The organism is Polaribacter filamentus, from assembly GCF_002943715.1.
Classification (GTDB): Bacteria; Bacteroidota; Bacteroidia; order Flavobacteriales; family Flavobacteriaceae; genus Polaribacter; species Polaribacter filamentus.
Genome location: NZ_MQUA01000013.1, coordinates 3,100,887 through 3,124,077, shown reverse-complemented (window position 1 = coordinate 3,124,077; position 23,191 = coordinate 3,100,887). Strand labels below are relative to the sequence as shown.

Genomic DNA, 23,191 nt, shown 5'->3' with positions numbered 1-23,191 from the left:
AAAATATGCCAAATCATAATAAAACCAAGATAGTTGCAACCCTAGGGCCAGCGACTGATACAAAAGAAATTTTAACAGAATTAGCCTCTAACGGAGTTAATGTTTTTAGAATTAATTTTTCTCATGCAGATTACGAAGATGTCGAGAGAAAAGTAAATATAATTAGAGAAATAAACAAAGAAAAAGGCTATAATGTAGCTATTCTTGCAGATTTACAAGGGCCTAAATTACGCGTGGGTGTAATGGAAGACGATGTAATTTTAGAAGATGGAGATACGTTTACTTTTACTACTGTAAAATGTATAGGAACTAAAGAAAAAGCATTTATGACCTATCAACGTTTTCCTAAAGACGTAAAAGTTGGGGAAGCGATTATGGTTGATGATGGTAAATTACGATTCGAAGTAATTTCTACCAATAAAGAAAATGAAGTTGTTGTAAAAGTGATTGTAGGTGGGCCTTTAAGATCTAAAAAAGGAGTAAACTTACCAAACACTGCTATTTCTTTACCTGCGTTAACCAAAAAAGACATGGAAGATGCTGTTTTTGCAATTGGTTTAGATGTAGATTGGTTTGCATTATCTTTTGTTAGAACTCCAGAAGACTTAAGAATGTTACGCGATTTGATTGCACAACACTCAGATTATAGAATTCCTATTATCGCCAAAATAGAGAAGCCGGAAGCAGTTGCAAATATTGATGCATTAATTCCTTATTGTGACGGATTAATGGTTGCTCGTGGAGATTTAGGTGTAGAAATACCAATGCAAGACGTTCCTTTAATTCAGAAAAAGTTAGTAAGACGTGCAAAAAGAGCAAGAATTCCTGTAATTATTGCAACGCAAATGATGGAAACAATGATTGATAACCCCGTGCCAACAAGAGCAGAGGTAAACGATGTTGCCAATTCTATTATGGATGGTGCAGATGCTGTAATGCTTTCTGGAGAAACATCTGTTGGTAAATTTCCGTTAAGAGTTATTCAAAAAATGTCTGAAATTATTAAAGCTGTAGAAAACTCTAAAATGATTAAAGTTCCTCAAGAACCGCCTCATATTAGAACCAATAGATTTGTTACAAAATCTATCTGTTACCACGCTGCTTTAATGGCAAACGACACAGATGCGGCAGCAATTTGTACCTTAACAAATAGTGGTTACACTGCTTTTCAAATCTCTTCTTGGAGACCAAGAACACACGTTTTAGCATTCTCTACAGACAAAAGAATTCTAGGTAAATTAAATTTACTTTGGGGAGTTAGAGCTTTTTATTACGATAAAAATCTTTCTACAGATGATACCGTTTTAGATATTAACAATATCGCTAAAGAAAAAGGTTTTGTAACTTCTGGAGACATTATTATTAATTTAGCTTCTATGCCTGTAGAGGCGAGAGGAATGGTAAATACGTTACGTGTTTCTGAAATTGACTAAAAATATATTCTTATATAAAAAAAGCGTTCTAAATTTTTTAGAACGCTTTTTTTACGCGATAAAATCTGATTATTAGAGTTTTAACTTCTTACTTATTATAAAAGTATCAGTGGTGATAAAGGGAATTGGCATTATTTCTTTAGATTTTGGGTTGATAGTGAAATTTGAATTCGTTAATAAATCATAAGAGATTTCATTTAAAATAAGGTCTAGATTTTCGTCTTTATTCAAACTGAAATAAAGTGTTAGATTTTCATTAGAATTTGACATAAAATAGATTGAAAGAGCCCCTTTTTCTGCCATATCATTTTTACCATTATTTACTACGGCATCATTTACCCTAAATTGTTGTAAAGTAACTTTGTTGTTTGCAATAAATTTGTATTTATTTAACGTTCTGTTCGGTGTAATTACCAATTCTAACAAACGCTTGTTATCGATAATAGTATCAAAATCTATTGCTATTTTTGATGAAGAAATATCTTTATAATCAGTTTTTGTATAATAGCTAAAAGGAGTATTGTATTTGCTTTTTGTGTTCTTCAGAACTTACATAATGTTCTTTTTTACTGATTTTTTTTACATGTTCTAGTGCATTGTAAACAGAGAACCCCGTTTTCGCTAATGATTCATCTTTGAGTAAAGATGGTTTTATATCAGAAAAACTCCAATAAATTACGCCTAAAATTATAAGGAGAGATATTATAGAGGATGCATTTTTCATTTGATGTAAAAGTTTGCATAAATATATGAAATAAAAAACTTTATATAAATGTGGATTCAAACAGAATTTTCTGTAGATTTAAAACAACTTAAAACAAACCTATTATGGGAATTAAAAGCTTTCAAGGAAAAAGAGATGAATCGCAAGGTAAAAATGACGAACAAATTTTGGTTTCTGACTATATGACTACAAAACTTGTTACTTTTAAAGCAGAGGACTCCTTAGATCATGTGATAAATATGCTCATTAAACATAAAATTTCTGGAGGTCCGGTTGTAAGTGATCAAAATGAGTTAATTGGTATCATTTCTGAAACAGATTGTATCAAACATATTTCTGAAAGCAAGTATTATAATATGCCTACAGATACCAATAATACTGTAGGAAAATATATGGTTAAAGATGTTGATACGATTGATAAAGATATGAATATTTTCGACGCTGCTTTTAAGTTTATTAGTTCTCACAGAAGAAGATTTCCTGTTGTTGAGAAAGGAAAATTAATAGGTCAACTAAGTCAAAAAGATGTTTTAAAAGCTGCTATTAAAGTGAAGGGAAATACCTGGAAATAAAGATTTAAAACAGGGAGCATGTTTTCTTTTTAAAATTTTTAATTACTCTCTTTTTATCAATAAAAAAATCTCGTTTTCTAGTGCTAAATATCCTTCATTATACACATAAAAATAGGCGTTTCCTGTTTTAGTGGTGTAGATGGATGTAAAAAACTGAAAATCAAAACCTTTATCATATAAATTAGTTCTGGTTACTTTTGTTTTACCGGAAGTGTTTAATTCTGATAAAATTTTATGATTTTTTCGCAGCCGATTATTAATATTTCTGATGAGGTTTTTACTGTCTTTATTTACGCTGTTATTGTAGGAATTTCTGCAATAATCAGAGCAGAATTTCTTATCGATTCTGCCCTTTACTGGATCTTCACATTCTAAGCAATTTCTTTTTTCCATAGCTATTTTTATTTTCTACACTTTAATGTCCCCCCAATTCTCTCCAGATTTTATCCTATGCAATTGCATTGTAGTTACTCCAAACTGACTTGCAATAATTCTTAATCTTGTTCTTCTATTAGGGTCTAATAATTTTTTCTTGATCACTCGAACCTTCGCTTCAGATAATTTAGCACGCGTTTTTAAACCTAATTTTTTTCTTCTTTCTGGGTTTGTCAATTGGTGCACCGTTAATTCTTTCTGATTCACCCATTTTAAATTATCGATGAAGTTATCTGTTAAATCATGGTTTTTATGAATCACAAATTTTGCGTCTTCCTTTTTTTCTAGAAATAAAAAGGCAATTGCTCTGTGTACATAAAAACTGCGCACTTTTTTTTTACTGTTGAGGTATGAAAGGGTTTCAAATTTGTTAATGATGCCGTTTTTCCACAATTTAAATTCTGCGGCTCCATTTTTCTTTTTTTGGACTCTTCCGTAATTAGATACTAGTATTTCTTCTTTTTCAAAATCGCAATCAACTAAATCAAAAGCTTTCCAGCTTTCATTTCTAAATGATTTCATATTAATGTTTTAATTTGCTCAAATATACTAATTAAACGTTTACAAACGACTACAAATAATTACAACCGAAAGTAATTGTTTTATAACCGAATAAAAATACTGTTGTGTTTCATCTTTGCAGTGTCAAAACGAATTGACAAAAAAATTATAAATAATCTAAAACCTTATCTTATGAGTACGTTAAGAAACAAAGTACAGTTAATTGGAAACTTAGGAAACAAACCAGAAATTATCACCTTAGAAAGTGGGAAAAAATTAGCAAAATTTTCTCTTGCTACGAATGAAAATTATAAAAATGCACAAGGAGAAAAAGTAACAGACACGCAATGGCACAACATTGTTGCTTGGAATAAAACTGCAGAAATTATAGAAAAATTTTTAGAAAAAGGAAATGAAGTTGCTATAGAAGGCAAACTAACTTCAAGAAGTTACGAAACCAAAGAAGGAGAAAAACGATACATTACCGAAATTGTTTGTAATGAATTGTTGATGTTGGGTGGAAAATAGTTTGAGAACTTTTTTGAACAAAAGAAGCATTGGTAATGAAACCAATGCTTTTTTTATGATCATTTTATTGAGTTAGTCATTTAATTTCTGTATATTATACCCTTTAAAACAAGAGATATGGAACAATTTGAAGGTCAAGATATACTAAACTTTATAAAAGAATTACCAAATGATGCTGCGTGTAAAGCGTATTTAGCCAAAATAAAATGGCAAGATGGATTTACTTGTATGAAATGTGGTCATACCAAAGGCTGTGAAAAAGTAGATTATAGATACCATTGTTATAACTGTCAACACGTAGAAAGCGCCACTGCAAACACCTTATTTCATAAAGTTAAATTTGGATTGCAAAAAGCCTTTTGTGTGGTTTTTGAAATGAGTACAAGTAGTAAAAGTATTTCAAGTATTCAAATGGGAAAACGTTTTAGCATTCGCCAAGGAACAGCGTGGTATTTCATGCAAAAAGTGCGTAAAGCAATGAAAAGCAGTCAAAAATATCCTTTAGAGAAATTAATCCATGTTGATGAATTTACTGTTGGAGGGAAAGAAGAAGGCAAACAAGGAAGAAGTTATGATACGAAAAAGAAAAAGGCTGTTATCGCAGTAGAATTAACAGATGGCAATAAAGTTAAAAGAGTTTATATCAGATCCATCAAAGACTATTCTGCAAAATCATTAACCCCGATATTTGAAGAGCATATAAGCACATCTGCTAAAATAGTAACTGATAAATGGAGAGGTTACCAACCTTTAAAAGAGATGTATGACATTGACCAAATATATAGTAATAATGGTGCTAATTTCAAACAATTACACATTGTGATTATGCAAGTTAAGTCATGGTTGAGAGCAATACCAACCCATGTAAGTAAATGGCATATTCAAGCATACTTTGATGAGTTTTGTTTTAGAATTAATCGCTCTCAATTTAAAACCAGCATATTTCATAAAACGATTAATAGAATGGTAGAAAGTAAACCAATATATCAAAATCAAATAAAACAGATGCTAAGCGTATAACTCAATCATTTTATTTTAAAATTATAATTATAGATGCCTCTTAAATAAATATTTTTTAACTAATTTTAGAGTAATGAACAGTTCCTTTTTTCCTCTCTTTAAAACCACTATTTTTTTGATTATGAACAAAAGAACTCTTTTTCTTTCATTGCATAATAGTCCGTATCCTTTAGTTTTTTAACTATCCATTCATTTGCTCTTACTCGAAGATGTTCTTAGGAATAGAACTAAATGCTATGAAATTGAAATTAGAGGAGAGACCAACTTTAAGTTGGTCTTTTTCTTTTGTAAAAGAGAAATAGTTTCAGGAGACTTTAATTTGTTTAATAAATACATTGAAGCTTATGTGTTTTAAAATATACAACAGTTTTCAGCAGGCGTTAATAAGGTCAATAAGTAAGAGTTTTTAATCAAAATGATTTATCAAATTATAAAAAAAGTTGATTTTTAGATGTAAAAAACTCAAAACTTTTTTTGTAACTTACAACATCAATTTAAAAATCGATTTTCTATGCTAAACTACACTTTACACATTAACGGAAAAGAGTGCTCTGTAACTGCAGATGCAGACACCCCTTTGTTGTGGGTTTTAAGAGATGAACTCAATTTAGTAGGGACAAAATTTGGTTGCGGAATAGCACAATGTGGCGCTTGTACTGTTCACATTAATGGTGTTGCAACAAGAAGTTGCCAAATGCAAGTTTCTTTTTTAGACGATGTAAAAATCACAACGATAGAAGGTTTATCCGAAGATGGTAAACATCCTGTTCAAGAGGCTTGGAAAGAGATTGATGTACCACAATGTGGCTACTGCCAAGCAGGACAAATTATGACCGCAACTGCATTTTTAGACGAAAATAAAAACCCTTCAAGAGACGAAATTAGAGCAGCAATGCATGGTAATATTTGCAGATGCGCTTCCTATAATAGAATTGAAAAGGCGGTAAAAGTTGCTGCAAAAAAAATGTCATAATTAAAAAAAATTCCTAGAAGTTTTACAAAGAGGAAACCTAAAAAATGTCTTTTCCATGAGAATGGAAATCTAAAAACTACTTAAAAATGAAATCTCAAAAAACAGATAATTTTAGCAGAAGAAATTTCTTAAAAACTTCGCTTTTAGCAAGTGGTGGGTTGTTAATTGGATTCAATTTACTTACAGCTTGCAAACCAGGGGCAATAATGCCTGTAGATATAGAAAGCTTAAACTTTAACGATTTTAACGCGTTTATTAAAATTTCTGATGATGGTTTTGTAACCATATTTTCTCCAAATCCAGAAATTGGTCAAGGTGTAAAAACATCGATGCCAATGATTATAGCAGAAGAATTAGAGGCAGATTGGAGTAAAGTAAATGTAGTACAAGGCGCGTTAGATTCTAAAAATTTTACAAGACAAGTAGCTGGCGGAAGTCAGTCTATACGTTCTAGTTGGGATGCATTTAGACAAACAGGTGCAACGGCGAAACAAATGTTGGTAAATGCAGCTGCTATAAAATGGAATGTAGATGCTTCAACTTGTAGCGTATCAAAAGGAGTTATTACAAATGTAAATGGCGATAAATTAGGATACGGAGAAGTTGTAAAAGCCGCCGCGCTATTAGAAGTACCTGAAAATATAAAATTAAAAGAAATTAAAGATTTTACGATTATTGGTCAAGAAATTGTAAACGTAGATATTGATAAAATTATTACAGGAAAACCACTTTTTGGGTTGGATTATAAAGCAGCAGGAATGCTACATGCATCGGTTTTAAGACCGCCAGCTTTTGGTCAAAAATTAGAAAGTTTTGACGACACTAAAGCCAAAGCTGTAAATGGGGTTTCTGACGTGTTTAAGTTTGGAGATAAAATTGCGGTTTTAGCAACTTCAACTTGGGCAGCCATGAAAGGAAAGAAAGCCCTTTCTGCTACTTGGATAAAAGATTCTGATTTTGAATCTACAGAAAAACACAATGAAGTTTTAACCAAAATTTTAGATGGTACTAAGTTTGAAACAAGGCGTGAAGATGGTAATATCAGTCATGCGTTTGCTACTGCTGATAAAATAATTGAGAGAACTTATCATTCGCCATTTTTACCGCACAATTGTTTAGAACCTATGAATTTTTATGCGGATGTTTCGGCAGAAAAAGTGCATTTAGTTGGGCCAATTCAAACTCCGCAATGGACGGTTAGTAGAGTTGCAGAATTATTAGAGAGAAAAGAAGAGGACGTTTTTTGCGAAATGACAAGAATGGGTGGTGGTTTTGGTAGAAGATTGTATGGAGACTTTGCTTTAGAAGCTGCAGAAATTTCTAGTTTAGCCAAAAAACCAATCAAAGTAATTTTCTCTCGAGAAGATGATATGACGGCAGGAACTTACAGACCATCTATAAAATACAGAATAAAAGCATCCATCAAAGATGGAAAAGTAACAGGATATTATTTAAAAGAAGCCGCAATTAACGGAAATATGTATGGCGCAATTCCTAACTTTTTTCCTGCGGGATGTATTCCAAATTTTAAAGTGGATACAGCAAATCATACTAGTAATATTACAACCGGTGCTTGGCGAGCACCTTACACTAACTTTTTAGCTTTTGCAGAACAAAGTTTCTTTGACGAATTAGCCTCAGAATTAAATGTAGACACGATTCAATTGCGTTTAGATTTACTTCAAAATATAAAAAATACTACGGATGAAAAAATAGAATATTCTGGAGAAAGAATGGAAGACACTATTAAACTCGTTAGAGAAAAAGCAAATTGGGGCAAAACTGAAGAAGGAGTTTTTCAAGGTTTTTCTGCATATTACAGTCATAATACACACGTTGCAGAAATTGCAGATATTGTTTTAGAGGATGGTTTTCCTGTAATTAAAAAAGTTACGGTTGCTGTAGATTGCGGCGTTGTGATAAATCCTTCAGGAGCTAGAAACCAGGTTGAAGGTGGTGTTATAGACGGAATAGGTCATGCCATGTTTGCTGATTTTTCTTTTAATGAAGGTAAACCAAATGCTCAAAATTTTGATACGTACAGATTAATTAGAATGTTAGAAACACCTAAAGTAGTCGTTCATTTTGTTGAAAACAACTTGTCGCCATCAGGTTTGGGAGAACCAGGTTTACCACCTGCAGGAGGCGCAGTTGCAAATGCAATTAATGCCGCTTTAGGAAAAAGAATATACAGCCAGCCTTTTGCAAAAGAACTTGAAAAGAATGCTGTTTTAGGATAAAGAATTGTTTTTTAAACAAAAAAAATGCCGCATTGTGCGGCATCTTTTTTGTTTAATTATAGTTGAATTTATTTTCTTCCAGATTCTATTTTTGCATCATTTACCATTTTATCATTTGGTACAATTGCAACATTTACTCTTCTGTTTTTTGCTCTTCCTTCTGCAGTAGCATTATCATATTTTGGTTGCGTTTCTCCATACCATAAAGTTTGGAATCTATTTTTAACCAAACCTTTAAACATTAAATAATCGGTAACAGATAAAGCTCTTTTTTCTGATAAAGTCGTGTTATACTCTTTTTTACCAGCACTATCTGTATGCCCAACAACTAAAATATTTGTATCAGCAAATTCTGAAAACACAGCAGCAAGTTTGTTTAAAGTTTCTTGAGACTTTGTGTTAATATTAGATTTGTTTGTGTCAAAATAAACACCGCTATTTTCATCAAAAGTAACTACAATTCCGTCATCAACTCTTTCTACTTTAGCTTCAGGGATTTCAGTTTCAATCTTTTTAGCTTGTTTGTCCATTTTGTTACCAATAAGTATACCTGCACCACCACCAACAACACTGCCAATTACAGCACCTAATTCTCCATTTCCTCCTTTGCCTACATTGTTTCCTAATATTGCGCCAATAAGTGCACCACCAGCAGTACCGATTACGGCACCTTTTTGTTTGTTATTTGCATTTTTTATTGCTTCACAGTTTGATAAACTTAACACTATTGTAAGTGCTAAAGTTGTCATTGTTATTTTAGTGATTAAATTTTTCATCTTAATTATTGTTTTGTAAAGTTCATATTAATAATAAATTGTTTTTCGTCTACATTTAAGTACTGTTTCCATTGCATTGTAGTTTCAGATAATTCTGTTAATTGCAATCTAAAGCCAGCTTTGTTTTCGTTATTTTTTGGTTTTAGTAAAAAGTCGTAATATCCAGAAGCTGCATCAATTTCTTGAACTACAAAAATAAAATCTCTTTCTCCAGATACACAATTTGTGCTATTTATGGTATACGTTCCTGTGTTGTTATTTGGTACAAACTTCCATGAACTACCTTCAAAACATTCTTTTGGAGCATCTTTAAACATAGTCACTTTATAATCACCAGTTTTACTGTAAACAATTTTATTTAAGGTCCAATTTCCTTTAATAATCTTTTCTTTTGTTCTTACATTTTTTGAGGCACCGCAAGAGAACAGTATCAATGAGAGTGCAACTACTATTAAATTTTTCATAATTTATATTTTTGTTAGACTGTAAATTAACAAATAACTACATCACAAATTTTTTATATTAATTAAATTAACTAAATTTTTCACGAGATAATTGCCTGGTTATTTTGAGGTTTTTTTGTGCATCTTATTAATATACAAATTCTTCTATTTTATTTTTATAAAACCATTAAAAATAAATTTCTTGTGCTACTCTAAAGGTATTTGCATGTGCATTTACAATAATATTTACATCTTTAGAATATCCACCGCCCATAGAGCACATCACCGGAATTTTATACTCAAAACAAGTTTGTAATACAAATCGATCACGTTCTTTACAACCCTCTATGGTTAAGGCAAGTTTGCCTAATTTATCAGTTTCAATAACATCAACACCACATAAGTAATAAATAAAGTCTGGTTTTTCTTGGTTGATGAGTTTTGGTAAGGTTTTTTCTAAGATGGATAAATATTCAGCATCTTTTGTGTTATTTTCTAGTGCAATATCTAAATCAGATTTTTCTTTTACAAACGGATAATTGCTTTTTCCGTGCATCGAAAAGGTAAAAATAGAAGCGTCATTTTGAAAAATTTCTGCGGTTCCGTTTCCTTGGTGCACATCTAAATCTACAATCAGAATTTTATGTGCCAAACTTTTGTTCTGTAAATATTTTGCAGCAATTGCCTGATCATTTAACATACAAAAAGCTTCACCACGGTTAGAAAATGCGTGATGTGTGCCACCAGCAATATTCATCGCAATTCCGTGTTTTAGCGCAAATTCAGACGCTTTCATGGTTCCGTCTGCGATGATCATTTCTCTTTCTACTAAAACTTCGGATAAAGGAAAACCAATTTTTCTCGCTGCTTTTTGTGATAAAGTAATATTTAGTAAATCAAAAAAATAATCTGAATCATGAACCGTAAAAAAATGTTTATTGTTGGGTATTTCTGGTTCAAAGAAGTTTTCTTCTACACAAGTTCCTTCGTAGAGTAATTGTTGAGGTAAAAGGTCATATTTTTCCATTGGAAAACGATGACCTTCTGGTAACTCGTGTTTATAAATAGGATGGTACGCTATTTTAAGCATGAATTTATTTTTAATCTGTAAATTTTCTAAAGATAAATTCTTTTGAAAATGACATATATTCTGTTTTTATGTAAAAATCTTTATTGAGTTATACGCTTAGCATCTGTTTTATTTGATTTTGATATATTGGTTTACTTTCTACCATTCTATTAATCGTTTTATGAAATATGCTGGTTTTAAATTGAGATCGATTAATTCTAAAACAAAACTCATCAAAGTATGCTTGAATATGCCATTTACTTACATGAGTTGGTATTGCTCTCAACCATGACTTAACTTGCATAATCACAATGTGTAATTGTTTGAAATTAGCACCATTATTACTATATATTTGGTCAATGTCATACATCTCTTTTAAAGGTTGGTAACCTCTCCATTTATCAGTTACTATTTTAGCAGATGTACTTATATGCTCTTCAAATATCGGGGTTAATGATTTTGCAGAATAGTCTTTGATGGATCTGATATAAACTCTTTTAACTTTATTGCCATCTGTTAATTCTACTGCGATAACAGCCTTTTTCTTTTTCGTATCATAACTTCTTCCTTGTTTGCCTTCTTCTTTCCCTCCAACAGTAAATTCATCAACATGGATTAATTTCTCTAAAGGATATTTTTGACTGCTTTTCATTGCTTTACGCACTTTTTGCATGAAATACCACGCTGTTCCTTGGCGAATGCTAAAACGTTTTCCCATTTGAATACTTGAAATACTTTTACTACTTGTACTCATTTCAAAAACCACACAAAAGGCTTTTTGCAATCCAAATTTAACTTTATGAAATAAGGTGTTTGCAGTGGCGCTTTCTACGTGTTGACAGTTATAACAATGGTATCTATAATCTACTTTTTCACAGCCTTTGGTATGACCACATTTCATACAAGTAAATCCATCTTGCCATTTTATTTTGGCTAAATACGCTTTACACGCAGCATCATTTGGTAATTCTTTTATAAAGTTTAGTATATCTTGACCTTCAAATTGTTCCATATCTCTTGTTTTAAAGGTTATAATATATGGAAATTAAATGACTAACTCAAAATCTTTATATTTAAAAACGGTACTTCCTTTATTATTAGACTTAAAATCTATCATTTTATCAAAAGCATTTTCTTTAATTTCTCCTTCAACGTGGTTAAAGTTCTCATCAAACAAAGATTCTATTCTGGTTGTTTTATTATTAGAAAAAGAGTTAAATGCAATTTGAGTCGGATTAAAAAATACAGTGGCAGAACCAATAGTGCCCAGTGGAATTCCGCCAAAAGGCATCATCATTCCTCCGCTTGATTTTTGAACAATATAACCGCCAATAATTACATGATATTGATTGTTCACTTTTCTTGCAGAAATGCCCGAATTCCCTTTCGAAATTCTTTTTAAAAAACGATTTGTTTTGCCTAGCTCTCTATAGGCGTCATACATTCCGCCTTCTTGAATAATTGCGGTATTTTTAAAAGTGATTTCTTCGTCTTTACTTGCTGAATATTCTTTAATTAAATTGCCAGTTTCAAAATCTAAAATTTCAACAGAAAATTGATCTTTTGTTACTGCAATTGTAAAAATATTTTTACCATTTAAATAAGAATTTGTTCTTTTTGCTTTCTCGCCTAAAGCCGGTTTATTAAACTGAAATGAATCCGCTTTATAAGTGTCTAAATCTATTTCTAAAACTTGAGTAAACATTTTATGATGATCTAGTGTAAAAAATATCGAATTTTCTCTTACAAACATTTTTGTTTCTTCAGAGGTTAATTCTATCGAATTTGGGGTGTTTTCTTCAAACTTTTTAAGATCATTTCCTGTAATTAAAAATGACAAAATATTCGTGTTTTTTCCTTTATAGTCAATAAATCTTAGAGCAGAAATATCAATATCATTTTTTATAGGAGTTCCGTATTCATCAAAAGAATAGAGATACAAATGGTTTTCTAATTTTGATCCAGAAATTAAATAAAATTGGTTTTTAGAATTGACAGTTTGTATAAACTCTTCATCTTCACCTATTGAAAACTCTTTTAATGAGGTAGCACCGTCTTTAAAAGAAAAGTTAACAAAGGCGAAATTATTTTGATTTTTATCGGTTAAAAATACACGGTATGAATCATTTTTAGAAGCACTAGAGCCAATTAAAACTTTATATTTTCTACTTTTTTCTTCGGATGTTATTTTTGCTATAACTTTAAAATTTGCATCAACTTTATACCCATAAACGTTTTTAGCATCGGCTACAAAAAAAGCGATTTCGTTGGTTTCTGTGTTTACAACCGGAATTACATCTTTAATATCAGAAGAAGAGGTTTTTAAATCGTTGTTAAACGAAAGCACTGTTTCTTGTGAAAATGTTGCAATACTAAAACTTAAAATAATTAAACTTAAAAAATTCTTTATCATATTTTCATCTTTTCTAGCTTACTTTTTGCCCGTTTTTAACGGTCTTTTCTGGCTCAACAAATGCTAATTTTCCATCAGGCGTGTCTGTCATTAAAATCATTCCGTTGCTTTCTATGCCTTTAATTTTTCTTGGCGATAAATTGATTAATACAGAAACTTGTTGACCAATAATTTCTTCTGGCGAAAAACTTTCTGCAATTCCGGATACAATCGTTCTTATATCGATACCAACATCCACTTTTAATTTTAATAATTTTTTGGTTTTAGCCACTTTTTCGGCTTCTAAAATAGTTCCAATTCTGATGTCTAGTTTTGTGAAATCTTCAAAATCAATTGTTTCTTTTTGAGGTTCTACAACTCTTTTTTCATCTTCATTTGCTTTTTTAGTCGCAATTAATTTTTCTAGTTGCGCTTCAATAGTTTCGTCCTCAATTTTAGAAAATAATAATTCTGCTTGATTTATTTGATGATTTGCAGGCAATAAAACGGCTTTTTCTGAAACGTCTTCCCAAGTTAACTTGTTAGTACGAATATTTAAAATACCTTTCAATTTATCCGAAGTAAAAGGTAAAAAAGGTTCAGAAACGACTGCTAATGAGGCAGATATTTGCAATGCAACAAATAAGATTGTTTTTACGCGTTCTTCATCAACTTTAATTACTTTCCAAGGCTCTTCATCCGCTAAATACTTGTTTCCAAGTCGGGCTAAATTCATTAATTCTTGGCTCGCTTCTCTAAAACGATATCTTTCAATCGATTTTCCAATACTATTCGGAAACTCTTTTACAGCAGCCAAAGCATCTTCATCAGCTTCTGAGAAATCTTTAGGAGAAGGCGCAACTCCGCCATAATATTTGTTGGTTAAAACGACAACTCTGTTAATGAAATTACCAAAAATGGCAACTAATTCGTTGTTGTTTTTTGCTTGAAAATCTTTCCAAGTAAAATCGTTGTCTTTACTTTCTGGCGCGTTCGCTGTTAACGTATAACGTAAAACATCTTGTTGGTTAGGGAAATCTTCTAAATATTCGTGCAACCAAACTGCCCAGTTTTTAGAGGTTGATAATTTATTTCCTTCTAAATTTAAGAATTCATTTGCAGGCACATTATCTGGTAAAATATAGTCGCCATGCGCTTTTAACATCGCAGGGAAAATAATACAGTGAAAAACAATATTGTCTTTCCCTATAAAATGAACCAGTTTCGTATCGTCTTTTTTCCAATAATCTTCCCAGTTTTTTCCTTCTCTTGCTGCCCATTCCTTGGTAGATGAAATGTAGCCAATTGGTGCATCAAACCAAACATACAACACCTTGCCTTGAGCGTCTTTTAACGGGACAGGAATTCCCCAATCTAAATCTCTAGTTACAGCTCTTGGGCGTAAACCATCTTCCACCCAGCTTTTTACTTGTCCGTACACATTTGGTTTCCAATCGTTTTTATGACCTTCTAAAATCCATTCGCGTAAAAAATCTTCATGTTTATCTAAAGGTAAAAACCAGTGTTTCGTTTCTTTTACCGTTGGTGCATTGCCTGTAATTGCAGATTTTGGATTGATTAAATCTGTTGCGTTATGACTTGTTCCGCAGCTTTCACATTGATCGCCATAACTTTCTTCAAAGCCACATTTTGGGCAAGTTCCTACCACAAAACGATCTGCTAAAAACTGATTTGCTTCTGCATCATACAATTGTGCTGAAATTTCTTCAATAAATTCGCCATCAGTATACATTTTTTTAAAAAATGCTGATGCCGTTTCATGATGAATTTTAGCGGAAGTTCTTGAGTAATTATCAAAAGAAATTCCGAAATCTTCAAAAGATTTTTTGATAATTCCGTGATATTTATCGATAATGACTTGCGGCGAAACACCTTCCTTTTTGGCTTTCATTGGTATGGCAGCACCATGTTCATCAGAACCAGAAATGTATGCAACATCGTTACCCGTTAAACGTAAATAACGCGCATAAATATCTGCAGGAACGTATACACCTGCTAAATGACCAATATGAATTGGACCATTTGTATATGGCAAAGCGGCTGTAATTGTATATCTTTTAGGAGCACTCATGTGATCTTTTGTTTTAATTTTGGACTGGTTTTTGAAGTGCAAAAGTACGGAAAAGCAATTTTTAAATCCGATAGAAAATAGATACATTTACATTGATTAGATATTTGGTTTGTTAGGCATTAGAAAATTGATTTATTTTGAATCGAAGAATATTAATTAGTACTTTATTTTTGATGATATTTTCATCAACAATTGCGCAAGAAAAGTTAGATTCTATAAAAGGAAAAGACAATCCAATTGTATTTGGCGATTTCCTTGTTGGATATTCAAATACAGGAAAAACTGCAATTACGGTTGGTTTGAATCTTAATTATCAATTAAAAAATGATTTGTACACCTTTAGAACTTCAGAAACTACGAGTATTGATAAAATAGATTGGTTTCTTTTTATTCCAATTTCTATTGTAAGTAATACAACAACGGAATATGCTTTACTATATGGGAAAAGGCATGTTGAAGACGGATTGGCGTATCACTTTTCTGGCGGAATTTCTTACAATATAAATGAAGATGTGAATGGTAAAATTAAAACAAAGGATACCTTTGCAGGATTCCCTTTAGAAATAGGAATGAGCTTTTTTAAACCAAGAAAGGAAAGATTTAGAATTTTTTACGGATTAATTCCGGTTGGTAAACCAACAAGTTTTGGAAGATCTTTTGGATTTAAATTATACGCAAACATTGCTAAAAAATCGTATGTTGGTTTAGGCTTAACATTTGGATTAGGTTGGCACAAAATATATGAGAATGAAAAATAATGTAATCCCTTTTTTATTGTTGATGACTTTTTCATCCGCATTTGCTCAAAAGAAATTTAAAACACCTCCCTATTTAAAAGTTGGCGATTCTATAGCAATTATTGCACCCGCAGGAATTTTAAAAAACAAGGAAGAAACGATTCAAAAAGCAAAAGAATTAGCAGAAAGTTGGGGATTAAAAGTTGTTTTAGGTAAAAATTTGTTTAATCAGAATAATCATTTTTCTGGTACAGATGACGAACGAACTCAGGATTTTCAAGAAGCTTTAGACAATAAAAATATCAAAGCAATTTGGGCAGCAAGAGGCGGATACGGCTCTGTTAGAATTTTAGATAAACTTGATTTTACGAAGTTTAAAAATAGTCCAAAATGGGTTATTGGCTATTCGGATATTACTGCGTTTCACACTCATATTCATACTTTAAAAGTAGAAACAATTCATGGGATGATGGGCACAAATTTAGGTGAGAAACCAGAGGATATTATTGAAACAATTTCATCATTTAAAAAGGCGCTTTTTGGCGAAGAAATTGCGTATTCAATTCCATCATCAATATATAACCGCGTTGGCATTTCGGGAAAATCTGGGCAAGTTGTGGAAGGTCAAATTATTGGTGGGAATATTTCTATTTTAGCCTCTATGTTAGGTTCTAAAAGTCAAATAAATACGGATGAAAAAATTCTTTTTATTGAAGAGATTGGAGAATATAAATATGCTGTAGATAGAATGTTACAAAGCTTAAAACGTGCTAGATATTTTACCAAAGTAAAAGCGGTGGTTGTTGGTGACATGTCAAGAATTAAAGCAAACTCAACAGAATGGGGAAGTTCTATAGAACAATTAATTTTGGATGTTTTGCCAAAAGATATCCCTGTTTTATTTAATTTTCCGGCAGGTCATGAACCAGATAATAGAGCTTTGATTTTTGGCAGTAAAGTTTTGTTAACGATTGGAACTGGCATTGAGCAGTCCACTTTAAAGTTTTTAAAGTAAATTAGTCATGAAAAATGAATACTAATAAATGGCAGAGCACAACGAACTTGGTAAAAAAGGAGAAAAATTAGCAATCGATTTCTTAATTGAAAATGACTACAAAATTTTAGAAAAAAATTACCGTTATTTAAAAGCCGAAGTAGATATTATTGCCAGAAAAAAAGATGTTTTACTAGTAGTGGAAGTTAAAACAAGAAGTTCTGATTATTTTGGAAATCCGCAAGATTTTATTACCCCCAAAAAGATAAAACTATTAGTTTCTGCAATTGATTATTATGTAGTTCAAAGAGACTTAGATGTAGAAGTTCGTTTTGATATTATTGCGATTATCCATCAAAAAAACAAGACAAAAATTGAACATTTAGAAAATGCTTTTTTTCATTTTTGATAGTTATTTAGTGTCAAAATATTCTTTTACATCCTCTATTTCATCCGGTTTCGCAATAATTTTTTTATTTTTATCTAACACAAAATAAGTTGGTGTAGAAAAAATTTGATAGGTTTTAGCAGTTTCATTCTGCCATTTATTTAAACCCAACACGTTATGCCAACCGAATAAATTGGTCTTAGAATAGTTTTCCCAAACAAAAGCATCATCTTCTAAAGCAAAAGCAATTACTTTTATACTCTTCTTGTTTTTTAAATAGGTGTGTAGCTGCGGCATTTCTCGCATGCAATGAGAACAACTTGTACTCCAAAAAGCCAAGACATATTTTTCTGCATCATTTAAAGTTGAAAGCTTTAAAGTTTTTCCGTTTTCTTTCCAAGAAAAATCTGGCGAAATTCTACCAATTTCAGTAGCAAATAAAGCTATTTTTTCTACTTTAAATTTTTGATTCTGTAAAATTTCTGGTAGTTTATTGTATTTATTTTCAAATAGATAATCTATTATTTCTAAATTTTTATAGCCTTCAAATTGCACTATTAAAAACTCAATAATATCTCTTTTATAAGCCTGATTTTTAATTTTAGAAAGTACTGTTTCTATCGATTCTTTATATAGTTTTTGTTGAGTTCTATTGTCATCAGAATAATTAATATAAAAGACGTAAGACACAATTCTATCTGTTAAAAAAGAAGAATTTAATAGGGTTTTATTAGAAAAATCTAATTTGTCAAAAAATGTATTTTTAATGTTAAAAAGATATGCATCTACAGAAGTTAGAATCTCGGCAGAATTATTTTGAACACTAGCTTTTATAATCGGAGCAATATACTTTTCTTTTGAGGTCTCTATGAATTTATTTTGAATGGTATTTACCTTTTTATAAGCATTTTTATAGGCCGTTTTTAAGTTTGATTTTGGGTTTTGAACCGCTGCAATTTGTATAGAATCTAATTTCCCCTGTGCTGTAGAAATCGCTGTTATATATTCCCTGTACAACTTATTTTCTGATGATTTTGAAAACGTAACAGATTGCTCTGGAGAATCTGGGTTAAAAGTAAATGAAATGTTTTCTTTGTTGTAAAAAAAGTCTAAAAACCCTTCACCTTCAGTTCTGTAATTAATTCTATATGCACCCGCTTTTGCTTGCGGTTTTAGTGTAAACTCAAAACGACCAACCGCTTGTTTTTTTCCATTAACCGCAATAGAATCTGTTTTTATAGTCGTGTTGCCAACAAAAACTTGCTTTGTGCCTTCGATTCTATATAAAATGACCCAATCGCTGTCTATTTTTGGGTTCATAGCACCTTTTATAAAATGTTGCGCATTTGTTATAGAGGAGATAAATAGGATAAAATAAAGAATATTTTTCATCATTTTTTTATATTTTGTTTTCTGAATTTTATGTTCAAAAAACGCATCAAATGTACTATTTATGTATCAATTTAAGTATATTGTAACGTTAAATATAAATTAATTATGAGTTGTTTTTCTGATAAAATAATATGGATAACTGGCGCTTCTTCAGGGATAGGAAAAGCTTTGGCAATAGAGTTGTCCAATCAAAATGCGAAGCTGATTTTATCATCAAGAAAAAACCAAGAGTTAGCGTTGGTTAAAAAGCTTTGTAAAAACCCCGATGATGTAAAAATAGTTTTGCTAGATTTAGAGGATTACACAAATTTACAATCAAAAGTTGATGAAGCTATTGCTGCTTTTGGCAAAATTGATATTTTGGTAAATAATGGCGGAGTCAGTCAAAGATCTTTTGTTAAAGATACTCAAATTTCTGTGGACAAACGAATTATGGATATTAATTATTTAGGAACTATAGCTTTATCGAAAGCTGTTTTACCACATTTCATTAAAAATGAAAACGGCCATTTTGTAGTAACGACAAGTATTGTTGGTAAAATAGGAACTCCTTTGCGATCAAGTTACGCAGCAAGTAAGCACGCTTTGCATGGTTTTTTTGACAGTTTACGGGCAGAACATTATCAAGATAATATTGCTGTAACATTAGTTTGTCCGGGGTTTGTAAACACAAATGTTTCTAAAAATGCGTTAACAGGAAACGGAACTCCACAACAAAAAATGGATGCTGCGACTGCTAACGGAATTGCTCCAGAACGTTTTGCTAAATTAATGGTAAAATCGATTCAAAACAAAAAAGAGGAGGTCTATATTGCCGGTGTAAAAGAGAAATTAGGGGTGTATGTAAAACGCTTCTATCCGAAGTTACTCTCAAAAATGATTCGTAAACTTAGTGTTACTTAATCTTCAAAATACTCTAAAGACTCAAAATAAGAAACAATAGCGTCTTTCATTAAAACAGTTTGTTCACCGCCTTTTAAATTTGGCAATTCTGTAAGCGTTTTAAAATGTGGCCAGCCATCCTGATCAAAAAAATCGAATTCATAATATCCGTAAGGCTCTAATAACTTGCAGATTGCAATATGCATCAGGTTTACTTTTTCGTCCTTTTTAAACTCTCTATGACCCTGCCCCAGCTCTTGCACGCCAATTAAATAGACTATTCCGTCTAAATTTAATTCCTCTCCTTCCGAAAAATCATCGGTTAGTTTTGTAACTAAATATTCCCACTTTTCTTTTAAATTACTAACTTTTGTCATAAAAACTGTTTGAAGTGCAAAGATACACTGTCCATTTTTAAATTTTAAAAATATGATGTAGATTTACAAAAACTATTTGGAATGAATACTTTCGATATCATTATTGGTGCATTGCTGCTTTTTGCTTTTGTAAGAGGTATTATGAAAGGCTTTTTTGCAGAAGTTGCTTCTTTAATGGCAATTATTGCTGGTGTGTTTGTGGCCATTCACTATGCACATTATATAGAAGTCTATTTAGGAAATACAAGCTACATAGATTGGTCTGACGAAACCAACAGAATTGTAGCATTTGTAGTTACTTTTATAACGGTAGTACTTGTGGTAATTTTGATTGGAAAAGGTTTAACCAAAATTGCAGATGTTGCTGCTTTAGGAATGTTGAATAAACTTTTAGGAGGTATTTTTGGAACCTTAAAAATAGCTTTAATTTTAAGTGTGATTTTTACTTTTTTTGGCAGCCTAAACAATACAATTCCATTTTTAGAACAAAAAACATTAGATGAATCTTTTCTTTACAGTCCTGTAAAAAAGATTGCTCCTGCTTTGTTTCCATCAATTGTAAAAGAAGATAAAGAGGGTAAAACATCAATAAAAGTAACTAAATAAAAAAAGGCTTACAGTTGCAACCCTTTAGGTTTATAAACTAGTTTGCAGTAACGTAACTTTTGCACTACTAATATGTTAAACATCACCAATTATTTTAATTTCTCCGGTATCTTCTATTTTTTTAGAATCGGACTTTTTTCTCTGATTCGTTGTTTTGTTATTCGAACATTTTTTTCAGTAGTTTTGACAACAAACTCATTATTTGAATACTTGTGTTTCCCTTTCACTTGTATTCATATAATTTAACTGTTGGCTGAATGTTTAGAGTAAACATTAATGTTTTTTAGTTTAACATGATCACAGGCTGATTTAATAACAACACAACTTTCATGTTCTAGAACAAAAACTAATTTACTTTCTGCAACTTTACAAGAATATTTGATGCTTCCTAAAATATCAGTATTTTTAAAATTACCAGCAACTCTAGCAACAAAAGCATCTCCGATTGTTTGATCAAAGATTAATGCTACAGGAACTTTAGAGTCTATACACGAAAGCACGATTGCTTTTGGGTGCTGACCATCGGTTGTCTTATAAATTAACGCTTTATGATCTATAGTATACACTTCGTTTCTTATAAAATCAGAATTACCTTCAATTAAATCTTGTAACAACGTTCATTACTGTTAATTGGTCTTGTGCTTCTTTTGTTATTGCTTTATTTCTATGTGGTATAATAAAGTATTTTTTAAGTTTAATTTTTGTCTTTTATATTTTGTTTGATCCAATTTGCACATTCATCAAAAGATTTAAAAATGTGTTCTTTTGGAATAAAATCTGGAATGATATCAATCCGTTCCATCATATATCTGGGCTGTTTTAATAAATTTACGAATAAAACTTCGATATTTTTAGTTTTTAATCCTAGTAACATATCTTCCATTGCATATAAACCAGACTGATCCATATATTGCATCCTTCCTAAACGCATAATAACCGTTTTTGCGGTATCTGGAATTTGTTCAGAAAGCGCCTGAAAATCACTTGTTGATCCAAAGAATAAGGGTCCTTTAATATGTTTAATAAAAACCTTTTCTTTTAAATTAGTAGAAAAACCTAGTTCATCTGCCCAAGCTTCTTCTTTTAAAGTTTTAATACCTGATCGTTCTGCTGTTAAATCTCCAATTTTCTTCATGAACATTAGTGATGCGATAACAAGACCAATTCCAACCGCATACACTAAATTCCAGAAAGTAGATAGAATTAAAACCACTACCATAATTAACACTTCTGAGCTTACTTTAAAAGGTCCTATTTTAATGTCTTTTGGTAAACTTGGTATTGCTTTTAATCCTTTATAATCCATCACTCCAATACCTACTGTAATTAAAATACCGGCTAAAACTGCAGCAGGAATCTTAGATGCAACAGGTCCTAAACCTAGCATAATTATTAGTAACAGAATACCAGCAATCATTCCAGAAAGCTTTGTTTTTCCACCTGCATTAATATTTACAACCGTTCTAATAGTTGCTCCTGCACCAGGAATTCCGCCAAACAAAGCAGCGAGACTATTTCCTATTCCTTGACCCACCAATTCTTTGTTGGGCTTGTGTTTTGTTTTTGTCATGTTATCTGCAACAACACTTGTTAAGAGCGAATCTATTGCTCCTAAAAGCGCTAATGTTAAAGCTGTAAAAACATAAGGAGTAAGGCTTGATAAAGTAAATCCCGAAAATATTTCCCATCTAATTTGCGGAATTCCACTAGGTATTTCTTGAATAGTTCTATACTCTAAACTAAAACCAACTGCAATTCCAGACATTACAATTAATGCAACGAGTGTACTCGGAATTTTAGTTGTTATCCGCTTGAATCCGTAGATGATAATAATAGTTCCCAGTGCTAATAAAAGCTCTAGTAAATTTATATTTTGAATCGCTCTTGGAAACGCTTTAATTGCTCCTAAAGCTCCGGAAGTTTCTTTTGCCGCTAAAGTTTGGGATTCTATCGCTATATCTTCAGTAGTTATTTTATTTCCTCTTATAGTCGTTTCTTCAAAGTTTTCTAAAACTAAAATTCCTTCGTTAGCCTCATCCTTTAATATATTTCTTAAAATAACCTCTTCTGCTTGTGGTTTAAATGTATTTACAAATTCTGTATCTTCTTTTGGATAATAACCTACAGAGGGTAAAATTTGTGTTAGTAAAATGATTACTCCAATTGCGGTCATAAAACCAGACACAACTGGATATGGAATATATCTAATATATTTTCCTAGACCTATTACCCCTAAAACAATTTGAAAAAGGCCGGCTAACAAAAACACCGTTAAAATGGCAGGTAAAGCCTTAGAAAGATCACCATCATTAGCAGCAACAATACCGGCAACTACCACCATGCTTACCGCCGTCATTGGTGCAGTCGGTCCAGAAATCTGTGTACTTGTTCCTCCAAAAAGAGCAGCAAAGAAACTGATAAAGATGGCGCCATACAAACCGGCGCTTGGTCCTAAACCAGATGAAACCCCAAATGCTAAAGCTAAAGGTAGCGCTACAATACCAGCAGTAATACCGCCAAAAGCGTCACCTTTTATATTTGAAAAAAGTTTTTTCATGTTTAGTATTTAAAAGCAGGTAAGTTAATTAATCTTTGTTCAAAAAAAAAGTTTAACATT

General features: G+C 31.4%; 25 protein-coding genes. 11 read left to right on the top strand and 14 right to left on the bottom strand.

The window, feature by feature from the left end:
- Positions 1 to 5: 5 nt before the first annotated feature.
- Positions 6 to 1,433 carry a pyruvate kinase gene (gene pyk, locus BST83_RS16320; RefSeq protein ID WP_104810694.1) on the top strand — a complete coding sequence of 476 codons (1,428 nt, stop codon included), beginning with the start codon at positions 6 to 8 and terminating at the stop codon, positions 1,431 to 1,433.
- A 72-nt stretch (positions 1,434 to 1,505) separates the two neighbouring features.
- Here pyk and BST83_RS16315 read toward each other — a convergent pair whose 3' ends face one another.
- Positions 1,506 to 1,850, bottom strand: a complete 345-nt coding sequence (locus BST83_RS16315; RefSeq protein ID WP_146092187.1) for a hypothetical protein — start codon at positions 1,848 to 1,850, stop codon at positions 1,506 to 1,508.
- Positions 1,851 to 1,941: 91 nt separating this feature from the next.
- Complete coding sequence (locus tag BST83_RS19960) at positions 1,942 to 2,157, bottom strand: hypothetical protein (RefSeq protein ID WP_104810692.1); 216 nt, start codon at positions 2,155 to 2,157, stop codon at positions 1,942 to 1,944.
- Positions 2,158 to 2,261: 104 nt separating this feature from the next.
- Between BST83_RS19960 and BST83_RS16305 the strand changes: the two genes are divergently transcribed.
- Positions 2,262 to 2,729, top strand: coding sequence for a CBS domain-containing protein (locus BST83_RS16305; RefSeq protein ID WP_104810691.1), 468 nt, complete (start codon positions 2,262 to 2,264; stop codon positions 2,727 to 2,729).
- Between the two features lie 42 nt (positions 2,730 to 2,771).
- Here the strand turns inward: BST83_RS16305 and BST83_RS16300 are convergent, their stop codons facing one another.
- Both BST83_RS16300 and BST83_RS16295 read right to left on the bottom strand, forming a co-directional pair.
- Entirely contained in the window at positions 2,772 to 3,122 is a 351-nt protein-coding gene (locus BST83_RS16300) for a hypothetical protein (protein WP_104810690.1), read from the bottom strand.
- A 15-nt stretch (positions 3,123 to 3,137) separates the two neighbouring features.
- Positions 3,138 to 3,686 (bottom strand): HNH endonuclease family protein, encoded by a 549-nt coding sequence (locus BST83_RS16295; RefSeq protein WP_146092186.1) that lies wholly within the window; start codon positions 3,684 to 3,686, stop codon positions 3,138 to 3,140.
- A gap of 171 nt (positions 3,687 to 3,857) precedes the next feature.
- Here BST83_RS16295 and BST83_RS16290 point away from each other — a divergent pair, with 171 nt between their 5' ends.
- The 4 genes from BST83_RS16290 (at position 3,858) to BST83_RS16275 (ending at position 8,426) form a co-directional block, all read left to right on the top strand.
- Positions 3,858 to 4,193, top strand: a complete 336-nt coding sequence (locus BST83_RS16290) for a single-stranded DNA-binding protein (RefSeq protein ID WP_104810920.1) — start codon at positions 3,858 to 3,860, stop codon at positions 4,191 to 4,193.
- 117 nt (positions 4,194 to 4,310) lie between these two features.
- Positions 4,311 to 5,213, top strand: coding sequence for an IS1595 family transposase (locus BST83_RS16285; protein ID WP_104808311.1), 903 nt, complete (start codon positions 4,311 to 4,313; stop codon positions 5,211 to 5,213).
- A 511-nt stretch (positions 5,214 to 5,724) separates the two neighbouring features.
- Complete coding sequence (locus BST83_RS16280) at positions 5,725 to 6,186, top strand: (2Fe-2S)-binding protein (protein WP_104810689.1); 462 nt, start codon at positions 5,725 to 5,727, stop codon at positions 6,184 to 6,186.
- A gap of 86 nt (positions 6,187 to 6,272) precedes the next feature.
- Complete coding sequence (locus BST83_RS16275) at positions 6,273 to 8,426, top strand: xanthine dehydrogenase family protein molybdopterin-binding subunit (protein ID WP_104810688.1); 2,154 nt, start codon at positions 6,273 to 6,275, stop codon at positions 8,424 to 8,426.
- Between the two features lie 68 nt (positions 8,427 to 8,494).
- Here BST83_RS16275 and BST83_RS16270 read toward each other — a convergent pair whose 3' ends face one another.
- The 6 genes from BST83_RS16270 to metG form a co-directional block, all read right to left on the bottom strand.
- Positions 8,495 to 9,202, bottom strand: coding sequence for a YiaD family glycine zipper/OmpA-like lipoprotein (locus tag BST83_RS16270; protein ID WP_104810687.1), 708 nt, complete (start codon positions 9,200 to 9,202; stop codon positions 8,495 to 8,497).
- A gap of 5 nt (positions 9,203 to 9,207) precedes the next feature.
- On the bottom strand, positions 9,208 to 9,666 hold the full coding sequence (locus tag BST83_RS16265; RefSeq protein WP_104810686.1) for a lipocalin family protein: 459 nt from the start codon (positions 9,664 to 9,666) through the stop codon (positions 9,208 to 9,210).
- Between the two features lie 166 nt (positions 9,667 to 9,832).
- Positions 9,833 to 10,735 carry a histone deacetylase family protein gene (locus BST83_RS16260; protein ID WP_104810685.1) on the bottom strand — a complete coding sequence of 301 codons (903 nt, stop codon included), beginning with the start codon at positions 10,733 to 10,735 and terminating at the stop codon, positions 9,833 to 9,835.
- 88 nt (positions 10,736 to 10,823) lie between these two features.
- Positions 10,824 to 11,726, bottom strand: coding sequence for an IS1595 family transposase (locus BST83_RS16255; RefSeq protein ID WP_104808311.1), 903 nt, complete (start codon positions 11,724 to 11,726; stop codon positions 10,824 to 10,826).
- 33 nt (positions 11,727 to 11,759) lie between these two features.
- A complete protein-coding gene (locus BST83_RS16250) occupies positions 11,760 to 13,127 on the bottom strand; it encodes a hypothetical protein (RefSeq protein WP_104810684.1) in 1,368 nt (455 codons plus the stop codon).
- 13 nt (positions 13,128 to 13,140) lie between these two features.
- Positions 13,141 to 15,198: a methionine--tRNA ligase gene (metG, locus tag BST83_RS16245; protein WP_104810919.1), complete on the bottom strand. Its 2,058-nt coding sequence runs from the start codon at positions 15,196 to 15,198 to the stop codon at positions 13,141 to 13,143.
- Between the two features lie 137 nt (positions 15,199 to 15,335).
- On the opposite strand from metG, the gene BST83_RS16240 reads away from it, so the two are divergent.
- From BST83_RS16240 to BST83_RS16230, 3 genes are read left to right on the top strand one after another with little or no spacing between them, the layout of a single operon-like run.
- Entirely contained in the window at positions 15,336 to 15,956 is a 621-nt protein-coding gene (locus tag BST83_RS16240; RefSeq protein WP_240614796.1) for a hypothetical protein, read from the top strand.
- On the top strand, positions 15,946 to 16,950 hold the full coding sequence (locus BST83_RS16235; protein ID WP_104810683.1) for a S66 peptidase family protein: 1,005 nt from the start codon (positions 15,946 to 15,948) through the stop codon (positions 16,948 to 16,950). The genes BST83_RS16240 and BST83_RS16235 overlap by 11 nt, the downstream gene beginning before the upstream one ends.
- 28 nt (positions 16,951 to 16,978) lie before the next feature.
- On the top strand, positions 16,979 to 17,338 hold the full coding sequence (locus BST83_RS16230) for a YraN family protein (protein ID WP_104810682.1): 360 nt from the start codon (positions 16,979 to 16,981) through the stop codon (positions 17,336 to 17,338).
- A 3-nt stretch (positions 17,339 to 17,341) separates the two neighbouring features.
- Here BST83_RS16230 and BST83_RS16225 read toward each other — a convergent pair whose 3' ends face one another.
- On the bottom strand, positions 17,342 to 18,712 hold the full coding sequence (locus BST83_RS16225; RefSeq protein ID WP_205853597.1) for a TlpA family protein disulfide reductase: 1,371 nt from the start codon (positions 18,710 to 18,712) through the stop codon (positions 17,342 to 17,344).
- A gap of 102 nt (positions 18,713 to 18,814) precedes the next feature.
- On the opposite strand from BST83_RS16225, the gene BST83_RS16220 reads away from it, so the two are divergent.
- Positions 18,815 to 19,612 (top strand): SDR family oxidoreductase, encoded by a 798-nt coding sequence (locus BST83_RS16220; RefSeq protein WP_104810680.1) that lies wholly within the window; start codon positions 18,815 to 18,817, stop codon positions 19,610 to 19,612.
- On the opposite strand, the gene BST83_RS16215 is transcribed toward BST83_RS16220, so the two are convergent.
- Positions 19,609 to 19,968, bottom strand: coding sequence for a hypothetical protein (locus BST83_RS16215; protein ID WP_104810679.1), 360 nt, complete (start codon positions 19,966 to 19,968; stop codon positions 19,609 to 19,611). The genes BST83_RS16220 and BST83_RS16215 overlap by 4 nt on opposite strands.
- A gap of 81 nt (positions 19,969 to 20,049) precedes the next feature.
- Between BST83_RS16215 and BST83_RS16210 the strand changes: the two genes are divergently transcribed.
- Positions 20,050 to 20,574, top strand: coding sequence for a CvpA family protein (locus BST83_RS16210; protein WP_104810678.1), 525 nt, complete (start codon positions 20,050 to 20,052; stop codon positions 20,572 to 20,574).
- A 242-nt stretch (positions 20,575 to 20,816) separates the two neighbouring features.
- Here BST83_RS16210 and BST83_RS16205 read toward each other — a convergent pair whose 3' ends face one another.
- Both BST83_RS16205 and BST83_RS16200 read right to left on the bottom strand, forming a co-directional pair.
- Entirely contained in the window at positions 20,817 to 21,188 is a 372-nt protein-coding gene (locus BST83_RS16205; protein ID WP_240614795.1) for a carbonic anhydrase, read from the bottom strand.
- Positions 21,189 to 21,268: 80 nt separating this feature from the next.
- Positions 21,269 to 23,131 carry a SulP family inorganic anion transporter gene (locus BST83_RS16200; protein ID WP_104810677.1) on the bottom strand — a complete coding sequence of 621 codons (1,863 nt, stop codon included), beginning with the start codon at positions 23,129 to 23,131 and terminating at the stop codon, positions 21,269 to 21,271.
- Positions 23,132 to 23,191: the final 60 nt, after the last annotated feature.